We start from the raw sequence: 24,966 nt of genomic DNA on the forward strand, positions 1-24,966 counted from the left end.
GAGGTGAGAGCGGTGGGACCGCTCCGGTAGGCTGCACGACCGGCGTACACGGGTTGTGAACGCAGGTTCGTCCGCTCGTGTCAGGAGCACCGACCCCAGGCAAGGTGGCATGAGTTCGCCCTTCCCGGACGGAGCGAAGGCTCCGCTCGGTGGTTCGACGGCCTCCGGTGACCCCCGCCGCGAGCGGGACAGGCTCGCTCGGAAGTGGGCCTACCTCGTCAGCTCCACCGCCTACGTCCCGCTGTCCGCACCGGAGATCGAGCAGGTGCTCGGAGAGCTGGTGGACGGACTCGTCGACGTCCTCCGGCGCGAGCCGTTCCGGCCGGAGGCCGCCGACGCCCTCGGCGCCCGGCTGGTCGCCCTGCACTGCGTCGGACCGGACAGCCTGCGCGTCAGCGTCGGCGTGCTCGGCAAGGCGCTGCTGTCGACGACCGAACTCGCCGGGCTCCCCGACCTGCCCGAGCGGGTGGTGGCGGTCCTCGGCGCGTTCTCCTCGGGGTACGCGCAGGCCAGGCAGCTCCTCGCGCTGGAGCAGCAGGAGGCCGTCACCAGGGCGCTGCTCCTGGCCGCCAGCACCGCCCGCTCCAGCCTCCGGGTCAGCGAGGCGCGCTTCACCGAGGTGTTCGCGTCCTCGCCCAGCGGCATGGCCATCACCGGTCTCGACGGCGGGTTCACCCTGGTCAACGAGGCGTTCGCCGACGTCTTCGGGCACACCGCCGCCGGGCTGGGCGTGCTGTCGCTGTTCGACCTGGCCGATCCGGCCGACCTGCCGCTGCTGCGCGCCGCGTTCGAGGACCTGTGCGACGGCCGCGTGCCGCGCGCCCAGCACCGGCAGCGCTTCCTGCGCCGCGACGGCGAGCAGGTGTGGGCGTCGATCGCCCTGGCCGCGGTGCGCGACGAGCAGGGCGGCCCGGCGAACGTGCTGGTCGTCGTCGAGGACGACAGCGAACTCGCGCTGCTCGGCGGGCGGCTCACCCACCAGTCGCTGCACGACGTGCTCACCGGCCTGCCCAACCGCCAGTTCCTCACCACCCAGCTGGAGAAGGTGATCGGGCAGACCGATCCGCGACTGGGCGCGACGCTCTACCACCTCGACCTCGACGCCTTCTCCGCCGTCGCGGACGGCATCGGCCGCGACGCGGGAGACCAGCTCCTCAAGCACGTGGCCCAGCGGTTGCAGGCCGTCGTCGCGGAGGAGAAGGCGATGGTGGCGCGGCTGGAGGGCGACGAGTTCGTGGTCCTGGTCGAGAACGGTCCGTCCACACCGGACGTCTCCTCGATGGTCGACCTCATCAACGAGCGGCTCGGCGAACCCGTCTACTTCGGGGACCACGGCGTCGCCGTCTCCGCGACCGTCGGCGTCGTGCACCGGCTGCCCCGGCTGGAACCGGCGGAGCTGCTGCGGGCCTCCGACCTGACGCTGCGACGCGCCAAGCGCAGCGGACGCAGGCAGTGGGGCCTCTACGACGCCGCGCAGAACGCCGAGGACCGCGCGCAGCTGAGCCTCGCCGCCGGGATGCCGGGCGCCTGGGAGAACGGTGAGATCACCGTCGTCTTCCAGTCCGTGGTGGCGCTGGACGGCGGCGCGATCACCGCGCTGGAGGCGCAGATGCGCTGGAAGCACCGGAGCGCGGGAGTGATCCCGCACGAGCGGTGCGTCGCGCTGGCCGAGCAGACCGGCCTGATCCTGCCGCTGGGCGCGTGGCTGCTGCGCACGGCGGCCGAGCAGGTGCGCTGGTGGGCGTTGCGCGAGAAGCGCGACGTGCCCGTGGTCGTCCTCCTCGCCGCGAGCCAGGCGCGGGACCCCGACCTGGTCGGCTCGGTGCACCGCGTGCTCGCCGCGACGGGTCTCGCGGCGGCGTCGCTGCGCCTCTGCGTCCCGGCGCGGGTGCTGACCGACGAGAGCGGCGAGGCCGTGGAGAACCTGACGCTGCTCGCCGAGGCCGGTGTCGTGATCGAGGTGCGCGACTTCGGCGGAGCCGCCGACGCCGCCGACCTGGAGGACCTCCCGGTCGCGTCGGTGCGCGTCGCCGACCGCCTCGTGCGCAAGCAGGCCGAGCACGCGCCCTCACCGGCCACGACCCGCGTGCTCACCGACCTGGTCGAGGTGGTCCACCTGCTGGGCCGCGAGGTGGGCGTGGACGGCATCGCCACCGAGGCCCAGGCCGCCTGGTGGCGCTCGCTGGGCGCCGACACCGCGACAGGCCCCCTCTACCCGCGAGTTGAGCGTTCAGGCACGGTGAGTTGAGCGTTCAGGCACCCCGAGTGGAGCGTTCGCGACCCGGTGCCGTCCGGACCACGTGCTCGAACGCTCCACTCGCGGTGCTCGAACGCTCCACTCGGGGTGCTCGAACGCTCAACTCGCGGGAGGGGGCGGGGTGCGGGACGGGAGGTGGACCAGGATCAGGCCGACGCTCGCGATCAGGACGTTCTGCAGCGCCGCCGAGTTGCCGTTCCACGTGTCGGACTGCCACATCTGGAACCACTCGCCGCCGATCGTGATGAAGCCGCCGGCGAACAGCACCACCTGCATCAGCCAGCCCAGCGACGACAGGTCGCGCGCCGCGGCCGCCCCGCGCACCCAGGCGACGAACGCGGCGCCGAGCACCAGCGCCGTGGCCGCCTCCCAGACGATGATCAGGACGTACGCCGTCGTCGCCAGCGTCGGGCTGGTCACGGCCCGCCACATCACCTCGGGCGACTTGAACGTCGTGTCCATCGCCAGCACGTGCTGCACGAACGCCTCGTTCGTGCCGTAGTCCGTCGTGTTGCCGAGCACCACCAGCGCCATGTAGAGCGCCGTGATCGCCGTCAGCGCGGCCACCACCGTGTCCGCACTGCCCATTCTCCCCAGAAGACGCATGACGCGAAACACTACGCACAGGATTCGGAAGGTCACTAGATCGGATGGTCGTGCTTGTCCGATACGGTCGACTTCGTGCGCGTCTGCCTCGTCTCCCACCGCCTCGGTGGTCACGACGGGGTGAGCGTCGCGGCGGCCGCGTGGCAGCGGGGTTTCCGCGCCCTCGGCTGGTCCGTCACCAGGGCGGCGGGGTTCTTCGCCGACGACGAGCCGGGCGACGTCCTCGTGCGCGGGCTGTGGGCCGACCGGCCGGGTGAACCGCCCCCGCCGGTGGACCACGGGACCGTCGCGAGGCTGTGCCGCGAGCACGACCTGCTGGTGCTGGACAACGCGGGTTCGCTGTGGAGCGCCCCCGAGGCGTCCGCCGCGCTGGAGCGGCACGCGCTGCGGGCGGGCGTGCCGGTGCTCCTGCGGCACCACGACCCGGCCTGGCAGGGCGTCGCGCTGCGACCCGCGCACGGCGACGTCGTGCCCCTGCACTCCGAGCGGCACCTGCACGTGCTGGTCAACGAGCTGACCCGCGCCGAGTTCGCCCGCCGCTGGCCGGTGCTGGAGCGCGCCGGGGCGCTGCGGCTGGCGCACAACACCGTGGACACCTCGCCGCACGGCGACCGGGACGGCACCAGGGCCCGGCTCGGCGTCGCGCCGGGGGAGGTGCTGCTCGCCCACCCCGCCAGGGTGGAGGCGGCCAACAAGAACGTCCCCGGCGCGGTGGCGTTCAGCCGGGCGCTCGCGGCCGTCGCCGGGCGGCCCGTGCGCCACTGGCTGACCGATCCGGCGCCCGGACCGCTGGACGACGTGCTGGCCACGGCGCCCGGCCTCGTCCGCGGGCACGTCCGCGACCGCGACGACCTCTACGCGGCGGCCGACGTGGTGCTGCTGCCGTCCACCTGGGAGGGCTGGGGCCTGCCGGTCGTGGAGGCCGCCGCCGCGCGCCGCCTGGTCGTCGCCGGGCCGTACCCGGTGCTGGAGGAGATCCGCGCGCTGGGCCTCGACGTGCTGGACCCGTCCGAGGTGGACCGCTGCGCGGCGCTGCTGGCCGACCCGGTCGCCGCGGCGGCCGTGCTGGACGCGAACCGGGCGGTGGTGCTGCGGCGCTGGTCCGAGCGCGACCTCCCGGCGGCGCTGGCGGACCTCGCCGGGTCGGCCGCGGCCCTGGCGCTCAGGGGCAGGGCGGGGTGCGGGGCTGCTGGGGGAGGTGCTGCGCCCACAGCTCCGGCGTGAGCACCCCCCTGGTCGTGGCGCAGATCCGGTCCACGGCGTGCCGCACGTCCAGGTCCCACAGCCGCACCGACGTGCCGTCACCCGTCACGAGGTACCGGCCGTCGGGGGAGTACGTCACGCGGTTGACCCTGCCGGTGTGGCCGGTCAGCGGCTGGCCGAGGGGCCGGGCGTTCGCCGGGTCGGAGACGCTCCAGCGGCGCACCGTCCGGTCCACGCTGGACGTCGCCAGCTCCCGGCCGTCCGGGGAGAACGCCACCGACATCACCGACTCGGTGTGCCCGGTCAGCGGCTGGCCGAGCTGCGCGGGCCGGGCCGGGTCCGACACGTCCCACAGCTTCGCCGCCCTGTCCTCGCTGGCGGTGGCCAGCACCCGTCCGTCCGGGCTGAACACGGCCTGCATCACGGGGTTGGCGTGCGCCTTGACCGGCGTGCCCAGCAGCGTCGGCGCGGCCGGGTCGCGCACGTCCCACAGCGCCACGGTGCGGTCGCTGCTGGCCGTGGCGAGCAACCGCCCGTCCGGGGAGAACGTCACCGAGTTCACGTACCCGGTGTGCACGGGCAGCGGACCGCCGAGCTGTCTCGGCGCGGCGGGGTCGCGCACGTCCCACAGCCGCACCGAGTGGTCGTCCGCGCCCGTCGCCAGCACGTTGCCGTCCGGGGACAGGGCGAGCGGCGCGCTGTAGCGGGTGTCCAGCACCAGCGGGTCGCCGAGCTGCCGGGGTCGCGCCGGGTCGCGCACGTCCCACGCCCGCACGGTCTTGTCCCCCGCCCCGGTGAACACGACCTCGCCGTCCGGGCGGAACACCGGCAGCGACACCCTGCTGCGGTGCCCGGTCAGCGGTCCGGGCAGCGGCGCCGGGTGCGCCGGGTCGGCGACGTCCCACAGGTACACGTCGTCGCCCGAGGCCGGGCTCGCCACCAGCCGGCCGTCCGCGCTCATCGCGGGTGTGGACGGACCGGGCCGGTGTCCGCCGAGCACCGATTCCGGGATCGACCACAGCCGGGCGCTGCCGTCCTCGCTGCCGGTGGACAGCGTCCGGCCGTCCGGGCTGAACCCCACGGTGAACACGGTGCTCGTGCCGCCGGTCAGCGGCTGGCCCACGGTGTCGGGGTGCGCCGGATCGCTCACGTTCCACAGCCGGGCCGTGCTGTCCGCCGCGCCGGAGGCGAGCAGCCGCCCGTCCGGGCTGAACGCCACCGACCACACGTCCGCCGTGTGCCCGAGCAGCCGCTGCCCGAGCTGCTCCGGGCGCTCGGGGTCGCTCACGTCCCAGAGCTGCACCGTCTTGTCGGAGCTGCCCGAGGCGAGCGTGCGGCCGTCCGGGCTGAACGCCACCGAGTGCACGGTCGCGTCGTGGCCGCTCAGGGGCTCGCCCACCGGGCGGGGCCGGGTCCGGTCGGCGACGTTCCACACCTGCACGGTGGTGTCGTCGCCGCCCACGGCCAGCAGCTGCCCGTCCGGGCTGAACGCCACCGACCGCACGGGCGCGGTGTGACCGCGCAGCGGTGCGCCGAGCGGCGTCGGCGCGGCCGGGTCGCTCACGTCCCACAGCCGCGCGGTGGCGTCCTCGTCGGCGGTGACGACGGTCCGCCCGTCCGGGCTGAACGCGACGAGGTAGATCGTGCCGTTGTCGCCGTTCAGCGGCTCGCCGAGCTGTCTCGGCGCGGCGGGGTCGCTCACGTCCCACAGCCGCAGCGTCTCGTCGTCGCCCGCGGTGGCGAGCGTGCGCCCGTCCGGGCTGAACACCGCGGAGCTGACCCAGCTCCGGTGCCCGCGCAGCGGCTCGCCGATCGGCCGGGGCGCACCGCGGTCGGACACGTCCCACAGCCGCACCGTGCTGTCGTAGCTGGCGGTCGCGAGCACCCGCCCGTCCGGCCGGAACGACGTCAGGTAGACGGCGCCGGTGTGCCCGTTCAACGGGGTGGCCAGCGGCGTGTGCTGGGACGACAGCAGGCGCGACCACACGTCCCGGTCGTCGGGGCGCATCCGGTGCGCGACCAGCGCGAGCTGCGCCGACAGCGACGGGTCGCTGTCGAGCACGCGGTCGGCCTCGGCCACGACCTGCCGGTACACGGCCTCGTCGCGCTGGTTCACGGCCAGCACGGCGGCGGTCGCGGCGATCAGCGCGAACACCACGACCATCGCGACCGCGGCACGCCTGCCCCACGTGCTGAGCCTGCTGTGCCGCTCGGAGGTGCGCAGGAACTCGGCGGCCGGCGCGCTCAGCGCGCCGGGGGCCGCTCCGACCGCCCACTGCCGCGCGTTCTCCAGCCTGGCGCCCCGGTAGAGCAGCGACTGGTCGCGGTCCTGCGCGGTCCACGTGGTCGCGTCCTCCTCCAGCCGCTGCCGCTGGAGGTTGCCCTCCCGGTCCTGGTCGATCCAGGAGCGCAGGCGCGGCCACGCCTGGAGCAGCGCCTCGTGGGTGATCTCCACCGAGTCGGCGTCGAGGGTGACCAGGCGGGCCCTGGCCAGCACTTCGAGCGCCTCCTCCGTGGCGGCGGTGTTCACGGCGGAGCTGATCAGCTCCTGCCTGGTGGACCGGCGGCGGGTGTCGCGGGTGTCGTCGCCGACGCGCACCAGCCGCAGCAGCAGCGGGCGCGCCGCCGCCTGCCCGGCCTGGTCCAGGTCGGCCCACGCCCGCTCGGCCGTCGCGGCCACGGCGCCCTGGATGCCACCGGCGGCCCGGTAGCCGGAGATCGTCAGCTTGCCGGCCTGGCGGCGCTGCCACGTCGCGAGCAGGGCGTGGGACAGCAGGGGCAGCGCGCCGGAGTCGTAGGCGTCGCCCGCCTTGGCCGACCTGGTGCCGCGCACGCCGAGGTCGCGCAGCACCAGGTCCACGAGGCCGGGTTCGAGCTGGAGCCCGGCGGCGCGGGCGGGTCGGTTCACGGCCTCGCGCAGCTCGGCCGCCGTCATGGGGCCGAGCACCATCTGCCGGTCCTGCAACGCCTCGGCCAGCTCCGGGTAGGCCAGGCAGCGGGCGTAGAAGTCGGCGCGCACGCCGAGCACGACCACGGCCGGAGCACCCCCGCCGCGGCTCGCCACGTGCAGCGCGTGCAGGAACGTCCGGAGCCGCTCCTCGTCGCGGCCGAGCGTGAACGCCTCCTCGAACTGGTCGACCACGAGGACGGTGCGCGCGCCGGGCCCGGCCTCCGCCTCGGCCTGCCGGGCGAACGCGGCGCGCACCCGCCGGGCGAACCGGTCGTCGTCGGTCTCGTCCACCACGTCGGTCAGCTCGGGCAGCCGGTGCAGCAGCTCCTTGAGCGGGTCGCCGCCGGGCGTCATCAGCTCGACCGTCCACGGCGACGCGGCGTCGAGGCCCTCCGCGCCGACGGCGGGCAGCAGCCCGGCGCGCACGAGCGACGACTTCCCGGCTCCCGAGGCGCCCACGAGCACCACCGTGCCGCCGGTCGCCGCCGCCTCCCGCGCCCGTGCGACGAGCGCGGCGGTGCTGCGCTCGCGGCCGAAGAACCAGCCGGAGTCCTCGGGGCGGAACGCCGCGAGCCCCCGGTAGGGGCAGACGCCGGTGTCGTGCGGATCGGGCTCCGGCGCGTCGTCCGCGCTCTCCGTCACCGGGCTGGCGAGCGCCTCCTCCCACAGCGCCCGCCACGCGTCCACGTCGTACAGGCCGGTGGCGGCCGGCTCGGTGCGGGCCTTGCGGGCCTCGCCGACGAGCACCTCCAGCACGGCGGCGAGTGCGCTGAACCTCGCCGGGACGTTGCGGCCGCGGCGCCAGTCGCTCACGCGCTGTGCCGGAACCCGGAGCGGTCGCCCGTGCTCGTCGGTGCGCCGCGCGCGGGCGACCGACTCGGTGACCTTCTTCAGCGGCGGGTCTCCGGCCTCCGCGTAGAGGAGTGCGAACCGTTCGGCGAACACCCCGCGCGGGCCAGAACTTCCCATCTGCTGGTCTGCCACCCCTCAGTGTCTCGGCTCGGCCGGTTCCGGTCCGGAAAACCCGCTCGGTGTTGATGACCTGTGCGTTCAGCGCCTCCGGCCGGTCGGTCCGCTCGGCTCACCGGGTGGCGGTGCGATGCTCGTCTCACGCTCCGGCAAGAACGCGGTGAACGCCGCGAGGCCGTCGATCTGGCCAGGGGGGAACGTCCGAGTGGCTTCAGGAGCACGCACGATTCTCGCCACGCCCACTGCTGAGGGGCTCTGGGGGTCTTCTCAGCAGTGGGCGTGGGCCGGTACGCCGCCGTGGAACGGGGAAGCGTCGTAGTGACGGAAGGTGACCGCACGTCCGGTGCCTCCCGTGCTCGACGGTGATCGGTCCGCAGTCCTCCACTCTGTCGCAGACGGCGCTCTCGTGCACCTCGTTCGGTGTGCCCCGAACCAGTTCGCGCGGTGGACGGCCGGAACGCGCCGGTGGGGAGCGGTTCGGGAGGTGGTGGTGAGCACGGGTACCGAGCGTGACGAGGCCGGGGGCACGGCCACGGGCCGCGCCGTCCGCCGGTCCGGCGACTCCTGGCGTCCTGGTCCCCCGGACGCCTCCTTCGCCTGCGGCTACCTCGTGCTCGCGGGCGTGTGGGTGCTGCTCGGCTTCCTGGAGTGGTGGTTCTACTTCGTCGTGGCCGCGGCGTCGCTCGTGCTGGGCGGGGCGCACGCGCTGCGCCTGCGCGCCGGGACGCGCGGAGACCGGGAAGCGCCGCGCGGTTAGCGTCGCGCGGTCTCGCCGTCGCGCGACGGCGGCCCCCACCGGGGCGTCACAGGCCCGCCGCGGTGAGCAGCGCGTCCGCCGTCGCCGTCGCCCGTGCACGTCCCGAACGTGCGCTCCGTGCTGTCGTGGATCGCGCTCAACGGCTCCCGCAGCGCGTCCAGGGCGGCGCTCTGGACGACGAGCAACTCGCTGCGCCTGGAGCTGGCTCCGCGCGGCGTCGGGGTGACCGGCCTGCACGTCGGCCACGTCGACACCGACATGGCCGCCGACGTGGACGCCCCGAAGTCCTCGCCGCGGGACGTGGCGCGGCAGGCGCTCGACGGCGTGGAGGCCGACGCCTTCGAGGTGCTGGCGGTCGAGGTGTCGCGCCGGGTGAAGGCCGGGCTGTCCGGCGACCCCGCCGCGCTCTACCCGCAGCTCGCCGTCTGATCGGCGCCTCTCGCGCGGTCCCGTGCAAGAACCGCCGCCGTTGTCGCACTACCCGGTGAGAGAGTTGCGGCGAGGGGAATCTGCGTGATCGACGCCCACCGGTTCGGCGAGCTGTACTCCGACTGCTACCCGCGCGTCCTGGCCTACGCCACGAGTCGCGTCGGACGGCAGCTCGGCGAGGACGTCACGAGCGAGACGTTCACCGTCGCGTGGCGGCGGCGCGAGGTCCTGCCGTCGCCGCCACTGCCGTGGCTGCTCGGCGTGGCGCGCAACATCGTCCGCGAGGCGCTGCGCGGGGAGGACCGCCAGTGGGCGCTCGCCGCGGCCGCCGCCGAGCGCGAGGTGCTGGGGACCGACCCGGCGAGCGACGTGGTGGAGCGCGCGGCGGTGCTCCAGGCGCTGGGGTCGCTGTCCGAGCCGGACCGCGAGCTGCTGACGCTCGTCGCGTGGCACGGCCTGAGCGCGAAGGACGCCGCGCGGGTCCTGGGCTGCGCCACCGCCACCCTCACCGTGCGGCTGCACCGCGCCAGGCGCCGGCTGGAGCGGGCGACCGCGGCGGCCGAACTCTCCGCACCACCCCGTCCGGCCGTGGCACTGAAGGAGAACTGACGATGCACCGCGAACGACCCGACGTGCTGGGAGCGCTGCGCGACGCGCGCCCCGACCTGCTCGACCCCGCCCGCTTCACCGGCTCCGAGCGGCGGGAGCGCGACCTGCGCGCGATCACCGCGCTGCCTCGGGCCGCCGCCGAGCCGCCGCGCCGCGGTCCCGTGCTGCGCTGGGCGGTCCCGATCGGTCTCGCCGCGGCGGCCGCCCTGGTCGCGGGCGTCGTGACGGGCGAGACCGCGGGCGACCCGCAGGGGCCCCCCGCGGTGGCGCTGGCGCCCGCCGACGTCGACTCGGTGCAGGTGCTGCTGCGCGCCGCGGAGACCCTGCCCGACCTCGGCGCCGAGTCCGCCTACTGGCGGCTGGTCACCAGGCAGACCTCCGCCCTCCCCGTGAGGGCGGGTGGTGAGCGGTTCGTCGTGACGGACGAGTCGGAGAGCGAGCACTCGATCGGCGTCCGGCCCGGCACCGAGAGCCTGCGGGTGTGGAACCTGCACGTCACGACGACGCCGCGCACGCCCGCCGACGAGGAGGCCTACCGCCGCGCGGGCTCGCCGGCGGAGCTGGAGCTGCTGCCGGAGCCGACCGGGGGGCGGGGCGGCCTGACGATGCCCGCGGGCGGGCGCGTCCCCCGCGTGGACCGGACGGACTCGGGCGACGACGTCTACTCCGTGGGCGACGTGAACTCCAGCTACGCCGACCTGCTGGCGCTGCCGGGCGACGTCGACGCGCTGCGCGCCGAGCTGCTGAGCAGGTTCGCCGCCAGCGGGGGCGCGGAGGTCGGTGACCAGACGCAGTGGCTGTTCCAGCAGGCCGCCGCCCTGATCACCATGCCGGTGACGGCGGAGGTCAGGTCCTCGGCGTACCGGATCGTCGCCGGGCTGCCCGGCGTCCGCTCCCTCGGCCGGGTCACCGACCCGCTGGGCCGGGCCGGGGTCGGCGTGGCGGTGGCCCCGGAGCGCTCGGTCACCCACGGGACGGTCGAGCGGCAGCTCGTCGTCGACGAGCGCACCGGCGTCCTGCTGGCCGAGCGGGAGGTGCTGCGCGCGCCGGACGAGCAGCTGCGCGCGCTCGGCCTGGCCGACGGCGACGTGGTCACCTCCACCTCCACGCTGCGCGCGGGGTGGGCCGACGAGCAGGTGCGGGTCCCGCCGGACGCCGTCCGCTGAACGGCGTTCTCGCCCTTCGGGTAGCGCCGCTAACGGGGTCGTGTTAGCGTTGTTCAAGTCAGAACGAGAACAGCGCTAACACCCCGAAGGAGCGAGTCCCATGACCAGCACCGCCACCCGCGTCGCCCTCGTCACCGGTGGATCGCGCGGCATCGGCCGCCGGACCGCCGAGCGCCTCGCCGCCGACGGCTTCGCGGTCGTCGTGAACTTCGCCGGGAACCGGGCCGAGGCCGACGCGACGGTCGCGGCGATCGAGGACGCGGGAGGCCGGGCGATCGCCGTGCAGGCCGACGTGGCCGACGAGGTGGCCGTCTCCGCGGCCTTCGACACGGCCGAGGAGACGTTCGGCGGGCTCGACGTGGTCGTGAACGCCGCCGGGATCATGCACCTCGGACCGGTCGCGGACTTCGACCTCGACTCGTTCGACCAGCTGATCCGCACCAACCTGCGCGGCACGTTCGTGGTCGGTCAGCAGGCCGCCCGCCGGCTGCGCTCCGGCGGCGCGATCGTCACCTTCTCCACGTCGGTGATCGGCCTGGCCGCGCCGGGGTACGCCGCCTACGCCGCCACCAAGGGCGGTGTCGAGGCCCTGACGCTGATCCTGGCCCGCGAGCTGCGCGGTCGCGACATCACCGTCAACGCCGTGGCCCCCGGCCCGACCGCCACCGCGCTGTTCCTCGACGGCAAGGACGAGGAGACCGTCGCCCGACTGGCCGCCCAGTCCCCGCTGGAGCGCCTCGGCACGCCGGAGGACATCGCCGAGGCCGTGTCGTTCCTGGCCGGACCGGCCCGCTGGGTCAACGGCCAGGTGCTGCGCGTCAACGGCGGCATCGTCTGACCCGCGCACCCCCGCGCGACCCGCGGACTTCCCGGACCGTGCAACCTCCCGGGCCGTCGGAGGTGTTGTTGGGGGTGATGAGCGAGAACAGCGCGACCACGGCGAACGGCGACGGCGGCGACGACCCCGACGGGGGTGATCGCGGCGCGGGGGACGCCGTGCCCGCCGTCGAGGTGGAGGACCCGGCGCCCGGACGCGCGCGGCGCGTGCTGCGCGGTGTCCGGCGCGTCCTCCCGTCGCCGAAGCTGGTCGCGAGCCTGTCCCTGCTGCTCGTGGTGCTCGCGGGCGCGGCGTTCGCGCTCGCCCTGGCCCTGGTGGAGATCCCCGAGCCCAACGACTTCGCCACCCGCGAGGCGACGATCTTCACCTGGGCCGACGGCTCGCGCATCACCCACGTCGGCGTGAACCGCCAGCCCGTCGAGTTCGAGGAGATCCCGCAGGTCGTGCGCGACGCCGTGCTCGCGGCGGAGGACCGCTCCTTCTACAGCGACCCCGGCGTCTCCGTGACCGGCCTGCTGCGCGCGCTGAAGAACAACATCACCGACGACAGCGGCGGGAACCTCCAGGGCGGGTCGACGATCACCCAGCAGTACGTGAAGAACTACTACCTCACCCGGGAGCAGACCCTGCGCCGCAAGGCGGAGGAGATCCTGGTGTCCGTCAAGATCGCCGAGAGCACTCCCAAGGACACCGTGCTGCGGGACTACCTGAACACGGCGTTCTTCGCCCGCGGCGCGTACGGCGTCGAGGCGGCCTCGCGCGCCTACTTCGCCGTGCCCGTCGACTCCCTGGACGGGGACCCGGCGCGGGCCGCCTACCTGGCCGCGCTGATCCAGGCCCCCTACTACTACGCCACCGCGCCGGACGACCCCGAGGCCGCGACGGCGCTGCGCGAGCGGTGGGACTACGTCGTGGACGGCATGGTCGAGCAGGGTCGGCTCACCGCCCAGCAGCGCGCCGGACTGGCGTTCCCGGAACCGGTGCGCCACCAGCCGGACGAGCTGTCCGGCGTCAACGGCTACGCGGTCGACGCGGCCACCCAGTACCTCGACGGCCTGCACGAGCGGGACCCGAGCGTCCCGGACGCCGCGACGCTGACCAGCGGCGGGTACACCGTCGTGACGACCTACCGCCCGGAGACGATGAGGGCGACGAGCGAGGCCGTGGCCTCCGGCCTGGCCGGTCTCGACCCGGCCAGGCCGGAGGACCGCGACGTCCACCTGGCCGCCGCGTCGGTGGACGTGGCCACCGGCGCGATCGTCGGCTTCCACGGCGGACCCGATTACCTGGAGCAGAGCTTCAACGACGCGTTCCAGGCCGCCGGCCCGATCGGTTCCCTGGCCCGGCTGCTGCTGAAGTCCGGGGACAAGGGGTTCGAGGAGGAAGCGCTGCCCCCGAGCACCGTGGAGGCCCTGGCGGCCATGCGGGTCCACGACGTCCGGCACGACGGCCGTCCCCCGACCGTGGAGGACCTGGCGACGACCCCGATGCGCGCGGCGGCCGCGCTCGCCGCCCTCGGCTCGACCTACCGGGAGCCGTACCACGTGGCCGAGATCCGCAAGGACGGTCGGGTCGTGTGGCGGGCGCCCGAGCCCGACCCGGTCGCCGAGGCGGAGGCGCGACCGGGGGCGCTGATGAGCTCGGGCACGGACGACGGCGGCAGGTGGGCGTGGTCGATGGGCCTCGACGGCACCACGGCGACGGCCGTGGCGATGTTCGCGACAGAACCCGGCAGTCACCAGAACCGCAGGCTCGGCGGGATGTCGCCGATGGGCGAACGGCGTGCGCCGACGGAGGCGGACGGCGACGGCCTCCTCTCCGACCGGCCGACCCACGTCCTGGCGACACTGCTGTCCCGGCGGTGACCGCTCCGTCGGACCGTCGCGACGGCGTGCGGTGTCCCGATCCGCCGGACACGGCGGGGGAACCGGGCGAAGGCGCGACCGCACGCGCCCGACGAGCTCGCCCGCGGGGTGAGGCGGTGCACCGGCGCTGCACTTGCGGACACCCGTTCGGAGGGCGTCGGGGCAGGACGTTCCACGAGCCCTGGACAGGCGACCCCCCGAGGCGTAAGCGTCGACCATCTCCGGCCGGGGGACGCCGTCGCGCGCACCGGCCGACCGGCACACCCGCACGCAGAGGAAAGCCACACCCGATGACACGCAGCGGACCCGATCCCCTCGGCACACCTGCTCCCCGGCCGACGGGCGCGCAGCCCGACCGGCTGTACGAGATCGACCTGCTGCGGATCATCGCCGCCGTCGCGGTGGTGATCTACCACTACACGTTCTCCGGTTTCGCGAGTCACCTCACCGAGGTCGGTTTCCCCGGACTGAGCGTCATCACCCGGTACGGCTACCTCGGCGTCGACCTGTTCTTCCTGATCAGCGGGTTCGTCGTGCTGCTCAGCGCGTGGAACCGCACGCCGGAGAAGTTCGTGGTGTCGCGGATCGTGCGGCTCTACCCGGCGTTCTGGGTGGCGGTCACGCTCACGGCGATCGTGTCGGTCACGCTGAGCCGCGGCGTGTTCCCGGTGTCGATCGTGCAGTACCTGGCGAACCTGACGATGTTCAACTCGCTGCCGAACATCGAGAACGTCGACGTCGTCTACTGGACCCTGTGGGCCGAGATCAGGTTCTACCTGCTCGTCTTCGTCCTCACCTGCGTCGGCATCACCCGCCAGCGCGTGATCGGCGTGCTGTGGGCGTGGCTCGCCGCCACGTTCCTGCTCCAGGCCGGTTTCCTGCCCGCCGGGCTGCACGGCGTCCTCGACCTCGCGGTGCAGTCGACGTTCTCGCACTACTTCATCGCGGGCATGGCGCTGTGCGTGATCCACCGGTCCGGCGGCTCCTGGTCGCTGTGGGCGATCATCGCGATCTCCCTGGGCAACGCCCTGTTCCGCGGCGCGCAGTTCGCCGCCGCGGTGGCCGACCGCTACCAGACGGAGCTGAACACGGTGGTCGTGCTGGTCACCATCGTGCTGATCTTCGTCGTGATCTGCCTGATCGCCCTGCGGGTCACCCGCTCGCTCGGCAAGCCCTGGTTCTCCACGGCGGGGTCGCTGACCTACCCGCTGTACCTGGTGCACGCCCACATCGGCTTCGTGATCTTCGTCTGGCTCGGCCCGGTGGTTCCCGGCTACGTCCTGCTGGTCGGCACGACGGCGCTGATGTTCGGCGTCGCGTGGCTCATCCACATCACGGCGGAGCGCCGCTTCGCACCGGTGCTCAAGCGCGTCCTGGACCGCTGGGCAACGGCGCTGCGCAACCGGATCTCACCACCGCAGCCGCCCGCGCCGCCCGCCCCGCAGCGGCCGGTCGACGAGCCGACGGAGTTCCTGACCGTGCCCATCACGCCCTACCGCGACGGCGGCCCCCGCCCGGCGCCCGGCCACCACCGGTAGGCGGCGGACGTGGGCAGGGGCCGGGTGACGCGCGCCGTTCCGCCGGACGACGCGCCCGGCGTGCGCGAGCCGCGGCGGCCACGGCCCCGCGGTCCCGTCGACGCGGGGCAGAAGGTCCCGGCGTCCGACGAGGCCGCCGCGGCGAGCAACGACACCGAGCGGGCGGGGGAGGACCAGCCGCGGCGCGAGCGGTCCCGGTAGCGGGACGGTCGTGCCGGTGGTCCCCCCGCGACCGGGAGATCGCCGGTTCCCGGCCGGGCGGTGGACGCCCCGGATCGACCTCAGGAGCGCGGTGGGCGCGTGATCACCCGTTCTTCGCGCTCTCGCCGCCGGGCGCGGTCTCCGCGATGAACCGGGCCGCGAGTTCCGGGGTCGCGCCCCTGACGAACGCGAGCGCCTGGCCGGTGCCGGCGTCCGGCAGCACGTAGTGCCGTCTTCCAGCCGGGGTGGGGATCTGCACGGTCACCCGCTGGCCGATCCGCTGCGGGATCGACTGACGCAGGGTCCAGCCGATCACCGCGCGGGTCTCCAGCGCCACCGTGGACCGGCTGAACGCCCCCCGGCGGACCACCAGGTACGAGCCGCTGAGCGCGTGGCCGAGCGACCGGTACGCGAACACGGCGGCGAGCAGGGCCACCGGCCAGATCCCGAACCCGATCAGCCACGCCCGGTCGGGGAGCACGTCGGTCCTCCCGAGCCAGAACAGCACTCCCGCGACGACGGCCGCGCCGCAGGTGGCCCAGAGGAGGCGCCGGGTCAGCGCGCCGCGCGGGTGGCGCTCCAGCCGGGCCTCCATCGGGCTGGGCTCACCGGTGAGCACTCCGGCGGCCACCTCGCGGGCCTCCCACAACCGCACGCGCGGCAGGATGGCGGCCGCGGCCTCCTCGCCGGAACCCCCGGCGAGACCGGTGGTGACGACCTTCGTCCTGGTGAGGCCGAGCCAGCGCCACAGCAGCGGTTCCTCGAACTCGATGCCGCGGATGCGCGCTTCGTCGCGGTACACCGTGCGGGAGCTGAGCAGCCCTCGCCGGGTGAGCAGCGCCGGACGCCCCTTCGAGGCGGTGCGGACGAGTGCGAAGTTCCAGTTCGCCATCACGTGGGCGAGGGCGAGGCCCGCGACGCCCAACGGGTGGGCCACCGCGCAGAAGAGGACGAGCGACCACCAGAACCCGCGCTGCTCGTAGCCGACCAGGTCGCCGACGACCTCCAGGAGGTCGACGCCGAACGGCTGGAGGAACCAGTGCAGGCCGAAGCCCGGACCGACGACCAGGGCGATGGCCCAGACGCTGAACATCTCGTAGAGGACCCACGGTCCGCGGAACCGGGCGAGGACCTCCTCCTGCGGTCCGGCCTCCGGCTCGACCGCCTCCCGGTCCGCGTCCACCACCGGCGCGACCCCTCCCACCGGCGGGGGCCGGGAGGCCGGTTCGTCCGCGACGTCCGGCATCAGCTCGCGGCGGAGCTCCTCGGCGGTGGCGGTGGCGAGCGCGTTCAGCGTGAACGAGGACCTGGCCTCGCCGGATCCGATGTGGACCACCCGCACCCCGGCGAGGCGGTGCCGCGGCCGCGCGCTGCTGTCCACGCTCCGGACGCGGTCGCGGGGGACGTGGCGGTACTTGCGGACCAGCCAGCCGGTCCGGCGCTCGACGCGTTCGGGGGTGACGCGGTACCGGGTCTTGAGGAAGCGGAGGAAGGCCAGCACGGTGACGGAGATCCCGGCCGCGCTGGCCACGAGCAGCGGCCACGCGGGACCGGACGGGGTGTTCAGCACGGCCGTGGCCAGCACGCCCGGCACGACGGAGATGATCAGCCGGACCAGGTCGGCCCACACCGTCCGGCCGCTGAGGCGTTCCCAGGGGATCTCGGGGTGGCTCTCCGGGGCGGGCGCCGGCTCGGCGGGAACGTCGTCGACGGCGCCGGTGCGCCCGGTCGCCGTGCCGGAGGCCGGGTTCCCGGCGGTCACGTCGCGTCCCCCGCGGTGGCCTGCGTGATCCTGTTGAGGTGACGCACGGTCTCCTCGGCGACCTCGGCGTCCAGCCCCTCGATGGTGATGCCGCCCTCGCTGGACGCGGTGACCACCTTGACCGTGGCCAGACCGAGCGCCTGCTGGAGCAGACCGCGTTCCGCGTCGATCCGCTGAATGCGCGAGATCGGGACGATCCGCCACTCCCTGGTGAGCCAGCCCTGCAACACGTACACCGCTTCGTCCGACGTCTCCCACCGGTGCACCGAATAGCGCCAGGCCGGCATGACGGCGATGTTCACCAGGTAGACGGCGCCGACGACCAGGGTGATCGGGAGCAACCACGTGCGGATTCCGTCGAACAGCACGAGAAGAGCGGTCAGGACCCCCAGCACCCCCGATGCCCAGAACAACGCGTTCAGCGTGCGCCAGAGGACGAAACGGCGGTCGAGCCGGTGCCGGGGCGGGTGGACGACCAGTTCGTCCGAACCGAGTCCCGACGGGGCTGGACGGGACACTTCGGCCATGACTCGATGTTCCACCAGTTCGTGAGCCGGGGCAACGAGACGATCTCGGCGAGACGGCGAGGGCGACCGGAACCCCGGCCGGCAGCAGGCACCCCTGCCGTCTCCGGTCGACGACCACGCCGGTTCCGGGCTCGTCCTCCGGCGCGTCGCGAACAGTCGGACGCCACGCGTTCCCGTTGATCGGATCAGCGCTTCTGGACGGCAGCACCACGTTCCCGACGGCCGTACACCATGTTCCGCAGAACGACTTCCGCCGGTCCGCGCCGCCCGGTGCCCGTCTGGAGCCGGATCAGCACGCCGCTGTCCGAGAGCGCCTCCGCGGGCAGGTCGAGGTGCCCGAGGTTCGCCAGCGCCGTCGGCAGCCCGCCGAGCCAGCCGATCGTCACGCCGAGCACGGCGGTCCACCGGAGCGGGCGCAGGTGGCGGTACGGCTCCTCCAGCACGCGGTGACGTGCCGTCACGAACCCGAGCAGCACCGCGGCGTGCCCGGCGAAGGACAGCGGTCCGCCGACGAGGGTGACGATCGACCACGTGCCGAGCCTGGTCCACACCGAGGCCGGGAAGTCCGGCTCGCCGGGGGCGTACGCGGCGACGGAGGACCGACCGGGCGTGAACCGGTCCGAGCCGAGGTCGCCGCTGACGACCGCCAGCAGCACGGGCACGATCGTGACCAGGACCAGCACGGCCTGGTTCACCGAGCCGCGTGCCACCTGCGGTGGTTCGACCACGATCCCGAGACCATCGCCGACGCCGGTGAAGCAGGTCCGGTTTCAGCGTCGGAGTCCGGCGACGGGTGGAAAAGATCAAGCCCCGACCGCGTTTCAGCAGGTCAGGGCTTGATTCACCCGGCGAAAGGTGAGTGCCCCCGGCAGGATTCGAACCTGCGACACACGGTTTAGGAAACCGATGCTCTATCCCCTGAGCTACGAGGGCGAGGCACGACCAGACTAGCGGACACCCCGCGCGCCCCCCGCACCTGGGCTCACCCACGTGAGCCGCGGGAGCACCACGCGGGCCGGGCGGTGAGCACCGGGGGTGAGAACGCGGCACCCGGCCCGCCGCTGATGGGAGGAAGGTGGGGTCCCCGCCTTCTGCCCCGGACGTGCGTCGGGTAGGCAGGAGCCACCCCCACAGCGAAGGCAGCAGTCATGAGCGGCAGACCCTGGCCCGACTTCCGGCCCGGCCCCCTCGGATCCGTCGGGGCCTGGTGGCGTCGGCGTCGCGACCTCGGCGCCTACTCGGAACTCAGCGATCCGCTACCCCAGTTCACGATCGTGTCCACTCCCTCGTCGCACCAGCAGGAGTTCCAGACGCCCCTGCCGAGCGTCGTGCACGGGCTCGACTTCCAGGCGTCCTTCACGGTCGTCTGGCGGTTCGACGCCAGCACCGGGCGGCGGCACAACTCGCCCCGGTCGGCGGCGGTCAACGGCATCGTGCAGCGGGCGCGGGAGATCAGCTCCACCACCAGCGTCGTCCACCACGCGCCGTTGCAGCACCAGCTCGGCGACGAGCTGGCCGCGGAGCTCCAGGTCGGCACGACGCACGTGTGGGCGCGCGCGGAGAACGTCGAGATCAGCGTCGAGGAGGACGACCTGGCGCTGGCTCGCAAGCACCTCGAACTCCTGCGGACGCGGACGCTGCGGCAGGCGGAGCGGGAGCTGGAGCGGGCCGAGATGAGCTACCTGCGGGACGAGGTCCTCACCGATCTCGCCACCGCGACGGTGTGGTGGTTGCAGCGCAACGGGTACCAGGTCGAGCAGGCGGTGGCGCTGTCCCAGCAGCTCGACGAGCTGGTGCGGATCGCGTCGCAGCGGCGCGACCGGCACTGGGCCGAGTCGCTGGTCACCAGCTTCGAGCAGGCGCTGCCGCGGTTGTCCGACTCCCACCGGCACGACGTGCGGCAGCACCTGGCCAGGGCGCTGGGCGTCTACGGCGGGTCCGAGGTCGCCTCGGAGTTCGCGGACCGGATCGGGCTCCCGCACCAGCTGCCCCGCGGCGAGTCCGACGGGCGGCAGCCGCCCGGCGGGCAGCAGCACACCAACGGGGTCGCGAAGCAGTTTCCGTGACCGGGTGCGGGCGCGCGGTGGCATCACTAGGTTGTGCCGGGTGACCAACAACCTCACCGACCACCTGCCGCACGCCCGGAGCGCTGCCGTCGCGGCGGGGCTCCGCGTGCTCGCCCGGTTCACGCCGTTCGCCGAGCCCGAGCTGCTCGGGCTGCGCGACGTCGTGCGGCCGGGCGACGTGTGCGTGGACGTCGGTGCGGCTCTCGGCCTCTACACCGTCACCCTGTCGCAGCTCGTCGGCCCGACGGGGACGGTGCACAGCGTCGAACCGCTGGTGTTCGCGCACCCCGCCCTGTCGTTCCTGCTGCGGCCCCGCGAGGGGCGCAACATCGTGCGGCACTCGGTCGCGCTGGGCACGCGGGAGGGGCGCGAGGTCATGAGCGTCCCGGTCCGCCACGGCTCGCCGGTCACCGGCCGCTCGTTCCTCACGACGGGGTCGAACGGTCTCGGGTCGAACACCGAGTTCTCCGAGCACCTGGACGTCCTGGTGCGGACGGACACGCTCGACCGGTTCTGCGAGAGCAACGGCGTCGACCGGCTCGACTTCCTCAAGGCCGACGTCGAGGGCGCCGAGCTGCGGGTGCTCCAGGGCGGCGAGCGGACGATCGACAGGTTCCGGCCGACGGTGCTGCTGGAGATCGAGGAGCGCCACGTGCGGCGCTTCGACCACCACGCGCAGGACGTGGCGGACTGGATGTGCCAGCGCGGCTACCGGATGACGGTGTGGCAGGGCGGGGCGTGGCGCGAGGCGGACCGGGTCAGCTCCGCGGTGCGCAACTACCTCTTCCGGCCGTTGTAACCACTGGAACGGTCGCTTTCGCGAACGGTCTCCCTGCCGGTAGGCAACGATCATGAGTTCCCCGCCAGCGGTGCAACCCCGGGGTTTCCGCGCTCTCGTGCCGGCCCCGGTGTGGCGGGAGCTGGTGCGCAGCGCCACCCGCCGCGAGTTCCGGCCGAACGAGTCGCTGCTGGTCCAGGACGCGCCGGGCACGTCCCTGCTGCTGCTGGAGTCGGGGCGCGTGCGGGTGGTCCGGGAGGGCCGCGACGGTCGCGGGCGGGTGCTGGTGGCGCTGCGCGGGCCGGGCGACCTGCTGGGCGAGCTGGCGGGTCACGGTGATCGGCGGCGGGTGGCGTCGGTGCTGGCGCTGGAGCCGTGCGTGGCGCACAGCATCGCCTACGAGGCGTTCCGGCGGCTGCTGCGCCGGCACGCGGTCGAGCAGCAGTTCGACGCGTACATCGTGGCGAAGATGGACGAGTTCGCCGAGCGCAGCGCCGACCTGGCCGGTGTGCGGCCGCTGTACCGGGTGGCCGACCTCTTCCTCCAGCTCGTGCGGCTGGCCGACCCGTGGCACCCGGAGCCGCTGCGCATCCCGCTGTCGCAGGTGGCCGTCGCCGAGGCGCTGGGGCTGTCGCGGCGGGCGGTCGCGCAGATCGTGGCCGACCTGCGCGGGCAGGGCGTGCTGACCGACGGCGATCCGGTGGAGGTGGCCGACGTGGGCCGGTTGCACGTGCTCGCCCACGCTTTGTGATCCGGGTCACAAGTCGTGTGTGCAGTTGTGCACAGCACGCCCGCGCGCGCTCCTGCATCGTGTGTCCCGACATCCGCGGCCGGAGAGGCAGATCATGGTCGACGAGCACGCCGACGAGAAGATGACGCTCCCGCTGTACCGGGCGGTGGTCGTGGTCGACATGGAGAACTACAGCGGTCACCGCGGCGCGGAGCACCCGAAGCTGACCGAGATGATCCCGCTGGTGCTGGAACGGGCCCTGGACCGCGCGGGCCACGAGGACCTGTGGTCGCAGCGGCTGTTCCCCGACAGCACGGGCGACGGCTACGCGGTGGGCTTTCCCGCGGAGCGGCTGCCGGTCCTGGTCGGCCCGTTCCTGGACGCGTTGCAGGACGAGCTGGCCTACCAGGACGGGATGCTGCGCACCCTGGGACGCGACGTGCGGATGCGGATGCGCGTCGCGGTCAGCGTCGGCCCGCTGCACGAGGACCACCCCGACGCGCCCGGCACCGGTGACACCCGCGTCGAGGCGCACCGCCTGGTCGACGCCCCGGCCCTGCGCTCGCTGCTGGCCGAGTCCGACCCGAACCTCACGTTCGTCGTCGCGATCGTCTCCGAGCGCGTGTTCGACGACGTCGTCGCCGCGGGCTACGGCTCCACGGAACCCGGACAGTTCGTGCGCACCGACGTCGAGGTGAAGAAGTACCGCAAACCCGCCTACCTGCACGTGCCCAAGGCGTCCGGCCGCCTGCTGTCCGACGGGTTCGCCCCCGCGCAGGAGGAGGCGCTGCCGCCGGAGCTGGCCGACCTGGCGGAGTACACCGAGGCGCGTCGCGGCAGCACCACGACCAACACCTTCACCGGCAACGCCAGCGGCACGGTCGTGCAAGCCGGGAGCATCGGCCGCGTGCACAACGGCGACGACAACCGCGTCGAGCAGCGGGTGCGGGGCAAGCACAACACGGTCGTCGGCCGCGACCTGAACGGGAAGGACGTCCGGAAGGACTCGCGGTGACCGTGGACGACCGGTACGCCGACACCGGTCTCCCCGTGCTCAACATCCGCGGCAGCACCCGGCTCGTCACGCAGTTCGTGCTGCACGACCGGGTGGACGTCAACCACGTGCGGTGGCTGCGCGAGCGCTTCGCCCCACCACCGGGCTACACCGGGGTCGTCACGACGCTGCACCTGCGCCGGACGGTGCTGCTGCACCGCTGCGCGGCAGGCGGGCGCACGACCGGGATCTGCGCGCTGGCCGACGTCGGCGGCGTGCTGGACCGCCCGGTCGAGGTGGTCGAGGTCGACGACGGCACCGACCTGCGGTTGCGCGCGGTCGAGCCGGGCGCGCTGCTGCTCGTCGACCTGCGCACCGCGCCGGAGGACGACCTGCGCCGGGCGGAGGAGTGGTTCGCCGACGGCGTCGCCGAGGTGCTGGCGCGCGGCGCGCGCCTCGTCGTGCTGCTCTCCGGCCGGGAGAGCCGCGCGTTCCTCGCCGCCCACGGCGAGCTGTGCGTCGACGTCGGCACGCCGGGGCCGGAGCACGTGCTGATGGCGCACCTGTCGGCCGACGGGCTCACCGGGCACCTGCCGCGCGTCCTGGGCTCGCCGGCGGTGCGCGCCGCGCTGCACGGGGCCGCGCCCCGCGACGTGGCGCGGTTCGCGCGGACCGTGCTGCGCGTCGGCGTGGACCGCGCGGGTCCCGCCGACCCGGACGAGCGGCTCGACCACGTCCTGTCCGCGCACCGCCACTGGTCGGACCTGCTCGCGCGGGAGTTCGACGGGTGCACGACCGACGACCACCGTCGCGCGCTGCTGCTCTCCCTGGCGCTGTTCGACGGCGGTCGCTCCTGCGTCGTGCACCGCGCGGAGCAGGTGCTGCTCGGCATCACCGGCTCGGCCGATCCGTGCTCGAACCCGCTGCTGGGCCGGGCGTTCGCCGACCGGGTGACCGAGATCGACGGCGTCGTCGTGGAGGGTCAGCGGGCGCGGTTCGCGCGCCGCGACTACGCGGCCTCGGTGCTGCACCACGTCTGGAGCCGCTTCCCGCAGTTGCGGGACCCGCTGGTGGAGTGGATCGGGACGGTCGCGCTCGACGAGCGCGCCGCCCTGGACCGGGCTGAGCAGGCCGGCCTCGCGGTCCGCTTCCTCGACCTGTGCGCGGCGGGTGGCTCGGCGCGGCCGGTGCTCGACGTCGCCGCCAGGTGGGTGCGGACGGACCCGTCGCTCGCGGCCGGTCTGCTGGACGCCGCCGCCGTGGACGACCGCATCGGCGGCGAGGTGCGGCGCGGTCTGCTGCGGTGGGCGCGGCAGCCCGACCTCGACGGGCGGCTGGCCGACGCGGTCGCGCGGGTGTGCGGCGGCGACCTCGGCCGGGTCCACCCGGAGCTGGCGCTGGTCCGTCTCGGCCACCTCGCCGAGCACGACGACCCGCGGGTGGCGCGGCACGTCGCCGCCGCCGCGGGGGAGGTCGCCCGCGCACCGGCCGCCCTGCCGCTGGTGCTCGGCAAGGCCGTGGCCTGGCTGCGCGACGGCTCCGAACGGCAGTGGCTCGCCGGCGCGCGCGTGCTGTGCGCGATCACCGGGGCGGGTGGCCCCGCCGAGCACCTGCCCGGCCGGTTGCGCCTGGTCGTCGTCTCCGGCTGGAACGCGCTGCTGTCCGGTCCCGACCGGGTGCTCGTCACCGCCGCGGTGCGGGAACGGCTCGTCCAGGCGATCGACCCGGTGGCGCGCGCCAGGGTGCTGGAGGCGCTCGTGGCCGCCGCGCTGGGCGACGTCGACCTGCTCGACCTGCTCGGCATGACGGCCGACCGCTGGCGCGGCGATCCCGCCGTGGTGCGCGACCTGCTCGCCCGTCTCGACCGCGCGCACCCGGCGTCGATCCGGGCGGCCGGGGGAGCTCTGGTGCTGCGGTGAGCACGACGTGGTGGCGAGCGCTGCACGGGCCGGGCAGGACGACGGCGTCGGAGCACCACCGCACGCCGTTCGCCGCCGCGCTGCCCAGCGCGGTGTCCGGAGTGGACTTCCGGGTGAGCTGGACCGTGCTGTGGTGGCTGGACGTCGGCGACGGCGACGGCGAGCCGGACCACGCCGCGCCGGAGTCGGCGGCGCTGAACGGCGTGTACCAGCGCGCGCTGCCGCTGGGGGCGGCCAGCGCCCCGCGGCACGCCGAACTCCTGCGCCACCAGCTCGCCGACCAGCTCGGCAGGACGCGCGCGATCGAGGAGACCGGCGTCCGGGTGCAGGCGCACGACGTGCGGGTCGAGCTGACCGCCGAGCACGCCGCGCTCGCCGAGCGGCACGCCGAGCTGCTCGGCAGGCGCGGGCTGCGCGACGCGGAGCGCGAGCTGGAGGCCGCGGAGATCCGCCACCTGGGCGAGCACGCCCTGGCCGACGAGCGCTCGGCGCTGCTGTGGTGGCTGCACCACAACGGCAACGACGTGGCCCGCGCGGCGTCGCTGCTGGACGACCTGCGCTCGCTGGTGCGGGTCGTGGGGGAGGGCGAGGACTGGGCGACGGCGCTGGTGACGGCGCTGGAGGCGGCCGCGCCCGGACTGTCCGACCACCGCCGCTGGGGCCTGCACCAGCAGGTCCGCAAGGTGCTGGAGGTCTACGCCGATCCCGTGGCCGTCGCGCGCTTCGACGCGTGTGCCGTGCGGTGGGACGTGGGAGCCGCGGGCTGAGCGGGCGCGGAGTCCGACCTCCGAGGGGCGGGCCG

21 protein-coding genes and 1 tRNA gene are annotated in these 24,966 nt (G+C 74.4%); 16 read left to right on the forward strand and 6 right to left on the reverse strand.

Features of this window, described 5'->3' with window-relative positions; genetic code table 11:
• The first annotated feature begins 109 nt into the window (after nt 1-109).
• The gene (locus tag IMZ35_RS12580) at nt 110-2,248 is read left to right on the forward strand and encodes a putative bifunctional diguanylate cyclase/phosphodiesterase (RefSeq protein ID WP_199441208.1); all 2,139 of its coding nucleotides are present in this window, start codon (nt 110-112) and stop codon (nt 2,246-2,248) included.
• A 108-nt stretch (nt 2,249-2,356) separates the two neighbouring features.
• Here IMZ35_RS12580 and IMZ35_RS12585 read toward each other — a convergent pair whose 3' ends face one another.
• Complete coding sequence (locus IMZ35_RS12585; protein ID WP_229371740.1) at nt 2,357-2,845, reverse strand: DUF2165 domain-containing protein; 489 nt, start codon at nt 2,843-2,845, stop codon at nt 2,357-2,359.
• Nucleotides 2,846-2,938: 93 nt separating this feature from the next.
• Between IMZ35_RS12585 and IMZ35_RS12590 the strand changes: the two genes are divergently transcribed.
• Nucleotides 2,939-4,087: a glycosyltransferase gene (locus IMZ35_RS12590; protein ID WP_307868004.1), complete on the forward strand. Its 1,149-nt coding sequence runs from the start codon at nt 2,939-2,941 to the stop codon at nt 4,085-4,087.
• Here IMZ35_RS12590 and IMZ35_RS12595 read toward each other — a convergent pair.
• Nucleotides 4,026-8,000 (reverse strand): nSTAND1 domain-containing NTPase, encoded by a 3,975-nt coding sequence (locus IMZ35_RS12595; RefSeq protein WP_307868006.1) that lies wholly within the window; start codon nt 7,998-8,000, stop codon nt 4,026-4,028. The genes IMZ35_RS12590 and IMZ35_RS12595 overlap by 62 nt on opposite strands.
• 475 nt (nt 8,001-8,475) lie before the next feature.
• Here IMZ35_RS12595 and IMZ35_RS12600 point away from each other — a divergent pair, with 475 nt between their 5' ends.
• The 8 genes from IMZ35_RS12600 (at nt 8,476) to IMZ35_RS12635 (ending at nt 15,388) form a co-directional block, all read left to right on the forward strand.
• A complete protein-coding gene (locus tag IMZ35_RS12600) occupies nt 8,476-8,742 on the forward strand; it encodes a hypothetical protein (RefSeq protein WP_199441210.1) in 267 nt (88 codons plus the stop codon).
• A 117-nt stretch (nt 8,743-8,859) separates the two neighbouring features.
• Nucleotides 8,860-9,171, forward strand: a complete 312-nt coding sequence (locus IMZ35_RS12605) for a Rossmann-fold NAD(P)-binding domain-containing protein (RefSeq protein ID WP_199441211.1) — start codon at nt 8,860-8,862, stop codon at nt 9,169-9,171.
• Between the two features lie 84 nt (nt 9,172-9,255).
• The gene (locus tag IMZ35_RS12610; RefSeq protein ID WP_199441212.1) at nt 9,256-9,780 is read left to right on the forward strand and encodes an RNA polymerase sigma factor; all 525 of its coding nucleotides are present in this window, start codon (nt 9,256-9,258) and stop codon (nt 9,778-9,780) included.
• A 2-nt stretch (nt 9,781-9,782) separates the two neighbouring features.
• A complete protein-coding gene (locus tag IMZ35_RS12615; RefSeq protein WP_199441213.1) occupies nt 9,783-10,946 on the forward strand; it encodes a CU044_5270 family protein in 1,164 nt (387 codons plus the stop codon).
• A gap of 100 nt (nt 10,947-11,046) precedes the next feature.
• Nucleotides 11,047-11,784 (forward strand): SDR family oxidoreductase, encoded by a 738-nt coding sequence (locus IMZ35_RS12620; RefSeq protein WP_199441214.1) that lies wholly within the window; start codon nt 11,047-11,049, stop codon nt 11,782-11,784.
• Nucleotides 11,785-11,861: 77 nt separating this feature from the next.
• Nucleotides 11,862-13,649 carry a transglycosylase domain-containing protein gene (locus IMZ35_RS12625; RefSeq protein ID WP_199441215.1) on the forward strand — a complete coding sequence of 596 codons (1,788 nt, stop codon included), beginning with the start codon at nt 11,862-11,864 and terminating at the stop codon, nt 13,647-13,649.
• 290 nt (nt 13,650-13,939) lie between these two features.
• The gene (locus IMZ35_RS12630) at nt 13,940-15,187 is read left to right on the forward strand and encodes an acyltransferase family protein (RefSeq protein WP_199441216.1); all 1,248 of its coding nucleotides are present in this window, start codon (nt 13,940-13,942) and stop codon (nt 15,185-15,187) included.
• A 24-nt stretch (nt 15,188-15,211) separates the two neighbouring features.
• Nucleotides 15,212-15,388 carry a hypothetical protein gene (locus IMZ35_RS12635; RefSeq protein ID WP_199441217.1) on the forward strand — a complete coding sequence of 59 codons (177 nt, stop codon included), beginning with the start codon at nt 15,212-15,214 and terminating at the stop codon, nt 15,386-15,388.
• 103 nt (nt 15,389-15,491) lie between these two features.
• On the opposite strand, the gene IMZ35_RS12640 is transcribed toward IMZ35_RS12635, so the two are convergent.
• The 4 genes from IMZ35_RS12640 to IMZ35_RS12655 form a co-directional block, all read right to left on the reverse strand.
• A complete protein-coding gene (locus IMZ35_RS12640; RefSeq protein WP_199441218.1) occupies nt 15,492-17,150 on the reverse strand; it encodes a PH domain-containing protein in 1,659 nt (552 codons plus the stop codon).
• Nucleotides 17,147-17,677: a PH domain-containing protein gene (locus tag IMZ35_RS12645; RefSeq protein ID WP_199441219.1), complete on the reverse strand. Its 531-nt coding sequence runs from the start codon at nt 17,675-17,677 to the stop codon at nt 17,147-17,149. Before IMZ35_RS12645 ends, IMZ35_RS12640 begins: the two co-directional genes overlap by 4 nt.
• Before the next feature lie 185 nt (nt 17,678-17,862).
• A complete protein-coding gene (locus IMZ35_RS12650) occupies nt 17,863-18,405 on the reverse strand; it encodes a DUF418 domain-containing protein (protein WP_199441220.1) in 543 nt (180 codons plus the stop codon).
• Between the two features lie 132 nt (nt 18,406-18,537).
• Nucleotides 18,538-18,610 (reverse strand) — tRNA-Arg (locus tag IMZ35_RS12655).
• Nucleotides 18,611-18,825: 215 nt separating this feature from the next.
• On the opposite strand from IMZ35_RS12655, the gene IMZ35_RS12660 reads away from it, so the two are divergent.
• The 6 genes from IMZ35_RS12660 to IMZ35_RS12685 all read left to right on the forward strand — a co-directional run bounded on the left by IMZ35_RS12660 (nt 18,826) and on the right by IMZ35_RS12685 (nt 24,931).
• Nucleotides 18,826-19,743, forward strand: coding sequence for a hypothetical protein (locus IMZ35_RS12660; protein ID WP_199441221.1), 918 nt, complete (start codon nt 18,826-18,828; stop codon nt 19,741-19,743).
• A gap of 40 nt (nt 19,744-19,783) precedes the next feature.
• On the forward strand, nt 19,784-20,542 hold the full coding sequence (locus tag IMZ35_RS12665; RefSeq protein WP_199441222.1) for an FkbM family methyltransferase: 759 nt from the start codon (nt 19,784-19,786) through the stop codon (nt 20,540-20,542).
• Between the two features lie 52 nt (nt 20,543-20,594).
• A complete protein-coding gene (locus IMZ35_RS12670; protein WP_199441223.1) occupies nt 20,595-21,272 on the forward strand; it encodes a Crp/Fnr family transcriptional regulator in 678 nt (225 codons plus the stop codon).
• Between the two features lie 94 nt (nt 21,273-21,366).
• A complete protein-coding gene (locus IMZ35_RS12675; RefSeq protein ID WP_199441224.1) occupies nt 21,367-22,266 on the forward strand; it encodes a hypothetical protein in 900 nt (299 codons plus the stop codon).
• Nucleotides 22,263-24,164: a hypothetical protein gene (locus IMZ35_RS12680; RefSeq protein WP_199441225.1), complete on the forward strand. Its 1,902-nt coding sequence runs from the start codon at nt 22,263-22,265 to the stop codon at nt 24,162-24,164. Before IMZ35_RS12675 ends, IMZ35_RS12680 begins: the two co-directional genes overlap by 4 nt.
• Entirely contained in the window at nt 24,161-24,931 is a 771-nt protein-coding gene (locus tag IMZ35_RS12685; protein ID WP_199441226.1) for a hypothetical protein, read from the forward strand. The genes IMZ35_RS12680 and IMZ35_RS12685 overlap by 4 nt, the downstream gene beginning before the upstream one ends.
• Nucleotides 24,932-24,966 lie beyond the last annotated feature (35 nt).

This window comes from Umezawaea beigongshangensis (genome assembly GCF_016464305.1).
GTDB classification, from domain to species: Bacteria; Actinomycetota; Actinomycetes; order Mycobacteriales; family Pseudonocardiaceae; genus Umezawaea_A; species Umezawaea_A beigongshangensis.

Coding starts and splice junctions, on each gene's coding strand:
- IMZ35_RS12580 (WP_199441208.1), top strand. CDS start 110: ATGAGTTCGCCCTTCCCGGACGGAGCGAAGGCTCCGCTCGGTGGTTCG.
- IMZ35_RS12585 (WP_229371740.1), bottom strand. CDS start 2,845: ATGGGCAGTGCGGACACGGTGGTGGCCGCGCTGACGGCGATCACGGCG.
- IMZ35_RS12615 (WP_199441213.1), top strand. CDS start 9,783: ATGCACCGCGAACGACCCGACGTGCTGGGAGCGCTGCGCGACGCGCGC.
- IMZ35_RS12620 (WP_199441214.1), top strand. CDS start 11,047: ATGACCAGCACCGCCACCCGCGTCGCCCTCGTCACCGGTGGATCGCGC.
- IMZ35_RS12625 (WP_199441215.1), top strand. CDS start 11,862: ATGAGCGAGAACAGCGCGACCACGGCGAACGGCGACGGCGGCGACGAC.
- IMZ35_RS12630 (WP_199441216.1), top strand. CDS start 13,940: ATGACACGCAGCGGACCCGATCCCCTCGGCACACCTGCTCCCCGGCCG.
- IMZ35_RS12645 (WP_199441219.1), bottom strand. CDS start 17,677: ATGGCCGAAGTGTCCCGTCCAGCCCCGTCGGGACTCGGTTCGGACGAA.
- IMZ35_RS12660 (WP_199441221.1), top strand. CDS start 18,826: ATGAGCGGCAGACCCTGGCCCGACTTCCGGCCCGGCCCCCTCGGATCC.
- IMZ35_RS12670 (WP_199441223.1), top strand. CDS start 20,595: ATGAGTTCCCCGCCAGCGGTGCAACCCCGGGGTTTCCGCGCTCTCGTG.
- IMZ35_RS12675 (WP_199441224.1), top strand. CDS start 21,367: ATGGTCGACGAGCACGCCGACGAGAAGATGACGCTCCCGCTGTACCGG.